General features: G+C 48.0%; 5 protein-coding genes. All 5 read right to left on the reverse strand.

The window, feature by feature from the left end:
• Positions 1-90: 90 nt before the first annotated feature.
• Positions 91-1281, reverse strand: a complete 1191-nt coding sequence (locus tag VLX91_05015) for a RidA family protein (protein ID HUI29553.1) — start codon at positions 1279-1281, stop codon at positions 91-93.
• A 132-nt stretch (positions 1282-1413) separates the two neighbouring features.
• Positions 1414-3153 (reverse strand): sugar-binding protein, encoded by a 1740-nt coding sequence (locus VLX91_05020; GenBank protein HUI29554.1) that lies wholly within the window; start codon positions 3151-3153, stop codon positions 1414-1416.
• A 311-nt stretch (positions 3154-3464) separates the two neighbouring features.
• The gene (locus tag VLX91_05025) at positions 3465-4793 is read right to left on the reverse strand and encodes an IPT/TIG domain-containing protein (GenBank protein ID HUI29555.1); all 1329 of its coding nucleotides are present in this window, start codon (positions 4791-4793) and stop codon (positions 3465-3467) included.
• Positions 4794-4808: 15 nt separating this feature from the next.
• A complete protein-coding gene (locus VLX91_05030; GenBank protein ID HUI29556.1) occupies positions 4809-5840 on the reverse strand; it encodes a PorV/PorQ family protein in 1032 nt (343 codons plus the stop codon).
• Positions 5841-5859: 19 nt separating this feature from the next.
• On the reverse strand, positions 5860-6485 hold a 626-nt coding region (locus tag VLX91_05035; GenBank protein ID HUI29557.1), incomplete at its 5' end, for a hypothetical protein.

A 6485-nucleotide genomic window follows, 5' to 3' on the forward strand; every position in this document is an offset into this window, starting at 1 on the left:
AAATTTATGATCAAGAATTATTGTTTAACATAGACTCCGTAATGGCATGCTGGATAAAAGCCATGGACATGCGCCCCGAGATGTTATAATTCATCCGGCTGTGACGATGCCGTCAATTTCAAATAACAACTCATCCCTGCAAACATCCGCCACCATGCAAACAGCGGGAAGATTTTCCAACCCGAGTTCCCTAATTACGCGCTGATACTCCGGAAAATCGCTCGCATGCTTCAGAAAGACCGTTGCCTGACAAATATCTTCAAGAGATGCGTTCTCAGGTTTTAGCAGAGAATCAACGACGCCGATCGTATTTCTGATTTGTTCAGCCGGATCGTTAACTCCCAGGGTTCTTCCATCCTCACAAATTGAAGCTGTGCCTGATATGTAAATCGTTTTGCGCTTTTGTTCATGTATCACGGTGGAGCGTGAGAAGGCGGAGCCATATCGATATGGAGATCGTTGTCTCGAACCTGTATGGTGACAAATTGTGGCTCTATCATCGGCCTTTTGTTCCACGGCCAGAACATCCATCACTCCGGCCGCTCCATGACGATTCGCGCCCTTGATGCCGGTGCTTGCGGGGAGATAGATTTCCTCGGCTCCCAACCCGTTGAATTTCGTCGGGATCAGTCCGAACTCCTCGTACTTCGCGTTCCTAACATTATTGAACTCTTTGTACCACTGCAAAATATCCACGAGATAAATCCATGTTCGAACGACATTTCGAAACGTCATTCCCTGCCGTTGAAGGAGACGTTCGGTCCGGTCAAACATCAGATGAGTCTGTTTTTCCCGACAATCATTCGAAGGGTTATCATGCTGAGATCCGTGGATGTCCTGTAACGACAAATACGTTGTGCCATGATATCGCCAGCCGCGGCCGCACGGTATTCCATCGTCGAAAATTGTCCAGATTTTGTCGCCCGTCTCGTCCTCCCTTATCGCATAAAGCTGGATCCCTGCTAAACCTTCTCCCCATACAGGCTCCCCTTCGATGTATGTGACCGGCGATTCTTCATAGACCTCAGAACTGCAAAGGGACTTCTTGCGAGCATCTAGAATATCGCGTTGAATATTGATGCTACCAAAGATACGCTCTTGAACAATATGCAGATTCCGTTGCTTGAGCACACTTCCAATATGACGGTACAATTCTTCGCACGACAGGATCGGATCGACGTCCTCCCTGCAAACGGACGCCGTTATGTACAGCCGATTGTCGTCAATGCTGATCGGGTAAACGTTAAGAGATGTTTCTTTCAATACTGGACAAACAGCCATATTTCTTTGTTACCTCTTGTCATTTCGTTCACATCATGGTACAGCCCTACAGGTTCCAGCCTTTTCAATAAAATAAAAAAGCGTCCCGCTTCGATAGGAGGTGAATCGGGACGCTTCATGAAGGAGAGTCGGTTACTTCAATAGCATCATTTTCTTGACGAGCATTTGGTTACCGGCTTCCAATTTATAGAAGTAGACACCGCTGGTAAGCCTGCTGGCATCGAAAGTTGCGGTGTATTCTTGGCCTGCTGAGCGCACGCCAGAGAACAGTGTCGCTACTTCTTGACCGAGCACGTTGTAAACCTTCAACGTGGTGTAGCCTGTCTTGTCAACCGAATATGTGACCTTTGTCGACGGGTTGAACGGATTCGGGAAGTTCTGGTCTAATCTGAACTTGTTTGCGACAGGAGGCGCCGGCTGTTTCACGCCAACGAGAACGTTCGCTGAGCTCAGAATGGCATTGCCCCAATGGCTCGTGTTCTGCCAATCGTCGTCCGTCTTCGACGGATTCCACCACTTCGTGAGGTGTATCCTACCGCTTCCATCGTTATCATCGGTCTGAAGTTCGAAGCTGAACCTGGTGCCGCCTGCAGCAAGTATGCCGAGGCTATCCAGCGAGAACTGGAATTGCACGGCATATCCGCTCATAGAGCTGAATATGCTGTCATTCGGAATGTTCGGGAGAACTTTCCACGTATACTCCATGCCATGCTTGACTCCATTTTCCACCGAGTCAACGTTCTGCGGCGGCCTGCACTCAAATTGATGAGCGCCGGCGATAGCACTTAAGCTCGAACCGCCAACGTGAGTGTTACCATTGTCGGTGTAGAACTCAATACCGTCCATCTGCCAGTCAGTCGCAGAGACACTATCAACGAAGTTGTCATATACAATGAAGAATCCGTATACGTTATTGTCATCATACAATCCATAGAATCTCCATGACTGATCTTGTGGGTCGGTCGGCAAAGCAAGGCCTCCGTAGGTCAAACCGCCAGGGGTAGCCTGGTTTGCGTCGCTCCAAACATTCTCTGATGGACCGCCGTTGGGAGCAACGTCAGCGGTAAGAGTAGGCGCTTTCGTTGTATGCAGGAATACGTATGAACATGCGTTGTCAACGTACTCGCCAGTGGTGGAGTCGCCAAGCACTGCATCACCCCAATGCTGGGTGTTTTGCCAATCATCATCGACCCCGCTGCCGTTCGCCCACTTGGAGAGGTGAATACGGCCAGCTCCATCGTTGTCATCCTGCTGCAATTCGAGACTGACCTTTGTCCCTGCTTGCGCTACTACGCTTAGACTGTCCAGCGGAATCTGGAATTCGCAGAACCAGCCGGTCGGGCCGCCGTTGTTGGCGGAGGCTGTGTCGACGAACCAAATGTATTGGACGCCATGCTTATAGGCGTTTTCGACCGAATCTATGTTCTGTGGAGGTCTGAAGCAGAACTGATAAGCGTTGGGAATAGCACTTAAGCTTGATCCCGGTACATGGGTATTGCCCGCATCCATGTAGAACTCATCGCCGTCCATTTGCCAGTCTGTAGCGGACACGGAATCGATAAAGTTGTCACAGGAATAGAACAAGCCATAGAGGTTCTTGTCATCCCACAATAATTTTACCCATCCCGAGAGGTCTGTCCAATCCGATGGATGAGAAGACCCGTAGTTGAAATACTGTAGAGGCTGACCATCGATCGCATTCCAAACTGTGTCGATCTGATAGTCGAGCTTCGGCGCGATTTCAGTCTTCGGAATAACCCATACATTGTTGCCTACTTTGGACACTGTGTTCTTATGGACCACCTTCGCCTGGGCGAAACTGGCCAACATAGCAAAACACACGACCACTAGCAACATTTTACCTAGTCTCATTGTTTTGTCTCCTTACGTAAGGTTTGTGATAGATTTTAGTTGTCTGCAAACTAATTGGTTGTTGAAAATCCCTCTAGTATCACCCTGAGCTGCGACTTCCCATGTGCAACCTCCTGATGGGGCCTTTCTCAGAATCTCAAAACGAGCGAGGTTCCGAATGCAATCCGGAGCGACAGACTCATCCTTCAGATTTTCCAACAGCCTTCCAACTCTCTTCCCTTCCTTCAACCACCTCCTTTCGGAAAGACCGCCGTCATTCCGATTTTTGATATTGCATGACTTAATGTTCTGTTTAGAAAAAAAGGTCATGTTCACAGTCCGCGACCAAGATACGGCGCGCCGTTCAGCGGTGTGCCGTCTTCTTTCGCCATTCCCATCCTGTAGAACCTGACGGCCGTCGCGGACGCTGTCTTGCCTCTGCTCAAATATAGATATTTGTCATTTCCCCAAATCAGCTGATCTATGCCATTTGGAAGAATGTTATCATGATAGTACGATACGAGCACTCCATTATCCAGTGCATATAATGAGCAAGTCAACGAGCTCCCTGAAACAGAGATGACAACTGAGCCATCAGATCCGACATTGAACGAGGTCAAGGCGTTGCTTGTCGTAAAACCTGTATCTTTCGAGATATCATAAAGTACCTCGTGATTGCCCAGATTCCCAACCGAACTGATCAGACTCCTAGATAATGTAGTGAAATGGGCCGGAGTCCCGGTGCCTGTAATGGCATATAGATATGTGTTTCCGTCGGCATCCTTAATCACGCGGACCTCTCCAAATGTGAGGCCACTGAAATCGCCGGCAGTCTGAGATGTCCCGTCGGTTTTTATGCAGTACAGGCCTTTCGTATTTCCCGTATAAATGTCACCGTTCGCGTCAAAATCAAAATAGCCCACGGTCTTCTGCTGCGACGTTACTCCGGCGAAGACCTTGGGGACCGTGGTATCCATGTCCAGTTGATATATCTTGTTAGATGCACTGCTGTTGAAAGACGCATACAGAAAGCCGCCCGGACCAACTTTTAAATCAATGAAGGTGGAAGCAAAATCGGTCTTGACGCCGCCGATTTTCGGCTTAAAGTAAGAAGTATCCCTGACCCGACTCAAGCTTGTGCCATCTGACGAAAGCTTATATAGAGAACAGCCGGGAACCGATACATAGCCTCCGATCCACAATGTATCTCCTTTGCCTGCATCCATCACAAGAAAGGTTGGGATTGCACTCAGGTCTGCGGTAGTAAAGGGGGCCTCCATAGCGTAAGGGATGGTAACGCTGGAATCTGCCGCCGGGATAACTACGTTCAATGTTGAGGAACCAAAGTTAGGCGGCCGGTAGATAACAATTGTATCGGCAGGTGAACCCACCGAGAGGCGTTTTATATTTGCCCGCTGTGTGCCGAACCAGACCCAATCCGAATCGGGATCTGCCGAAAAATTCTGTCCGACGATCGTAATTTCTCGTACTCCCGCAATTGCGGTACTTGCAGGCAGAACTCCGGTAATGACTGCTCCCGAGGCGTATTTTTGGTTGGGATTCCATACCGACGTCGGAGCATTATACTTATTGCAGGAGCCTATGGCGAGTCCGAAAACAACCGAACTCAAAATTAAGTATGTGAGTTTTCTAAGTTTCATGTTCATGCCATTCCATTACATTGAAAAAGTGACTGTAAATCGTTGGATGCTATTCAAATACTTGAACGGAGTGTAGGAATAATCGATGTTAAAGTTAACCGAAGATATTCCCAGCCCGGCAGAAGAGATACCGAGACCATAAGTTACTCCATCTTCGTCGTCACCCGTAATGTACCCCCCCCTCAGTGCAATTACATTCATGAATTTGTACTCTGCACCCAGTTTTATCTGTTCCGGATGGGCGGTAGGATGGGTGACATCACAAGAAAGCAGGAACGCCTGATTTGGCCCCGCCACTTCGTAAAAATCAAGGAGATTGGCCGAGATCCCGAAAGTAAACAACAACGGGAGCTGGAATGCTTCCTGCTCATATTTTACGTCCTGAGAGAAATTTCTGACCGACATACCAAAGTTAAGGCTCTTGATCCCTGTCTTAAAAATTGTTCCGAAATCATAAGCGACGGTACTGGCAACATTCTGCTTGGTTGTAAAGGTGTTGCCGTTGGGAACTATACTTTTACCCAGCGACTGATAGACAAGCTTAACCTGCCCGCCGACTCCGAACTGCGTACTAATCATATCTGCATATGCAATTCCCGCCTCGAAAGCCGAAGGAGTCAATAGCTCGGTGTCTATATACCCCTGGTCGTTTTGCGCGACCACGGTCCCTTCAACATCACCGTAATTAACTGATTGGAAAGACAATCCAACCACTCCGTACCTTCCGGAGAGAGGAGAAACAATCGCATCAAGTGCCATATATTTGATACCGGCGATCCAGGAATTGATACTGAAATCGATGTTAACCAGGGATTGTACATCGCCCATGGTCGACGGGTTATGAGACAACGCTCCGGTGTATCCATCGAGAGAGTTTACCGCATCTCCAATGGCGCTGGCCCGCGCATCTGAGGATACAAGGAGAAAATTGAAACCGGTTTGTGCCAACTTCGTCTGCCCAAACGATAGAGAAGTAAGCAATCCGATTAGAATGATCATTCCGAAAATCTTTTGGATAGTTAACGGTATTGCTAGTAATCTATTCACCTTTGTTCTCCTTATCGAATTACATACTTGCTGAGGATAGAATAACGACTTTAAACTGATTGCTGATGAGCGGGTAGACGCTTTGACTTGGCGTTGTCTGCGGATTACTTATTTCAGACGAATTAGTCAAAATGAACCGCACTATGTAAACTCCGCCCTGGTCCAAATGAAGCGAATAACGAGCACTTATCGCGGCCATCGATCTCGGAGCATTGGCGTACAAGATTGTTTCGGCGGAGTTATAAACGTTTTCCGGGGAGATGGCAACCGAAGAACTCAGGGAAGAAGTGTCTTTGGTCATGAGATCAACAGAAACATAATCATTAATGTTAGAACTGCCACTGCAAGAGTTATAATAATATTGCAGGCTCGTGTATAGATAGATGTCCTCGGCTTTTGTAGCCTTCAATACTGCATAAGAAGTATCTCTACTTGGGTACTTGACCAACAGCAATGTGTCTGTGGGGAGGGAAGGCAAACTGTCAACCAACGCATCAAAGTTTGAATTCATGATTTGATTGTCAGTGGAGCCGGCAGAAGTCACAAAGTCTGTCAACTCATGTGAACGAATCACAAGCCAGGATATTGGTATGGCCGGGCGAGCCAAGGTATCTCCGAGCAAGGTCCCCCTGTTACTGCACACGC

This window comes from Candidatus Acidiferrales bacterium (genome assembly GCA_035515795.1).
GTDB lineage: Bacteria > Bacteroidota > Ignavibacteria > Kryptoniales > JAKASW01 > JAKASW01.

Coding starts and splice junctions, on each gene's coding strand:
- VLX91_05020 (HUI29554.1), bottom strand. CDS start 3,153: ATGAGACTAGGTAAAATGTTGCTAGTGGTCGTGTGTTTTGCTATGTTG.
- VLX91_05015 (HUI29553.1), bottom strand. CDS start 1,281: ATGGCTGTTTGTCCAGTATTGAAAGAAACATCTCTTAACGTTTACCCG.
- VLX91_05025 (HUI29555.1), bottom strand. CDS start 4,793: ATGAAACTTAGAAAACTCACATACTTAATTTTGAGTTCGGTTGTTTTC.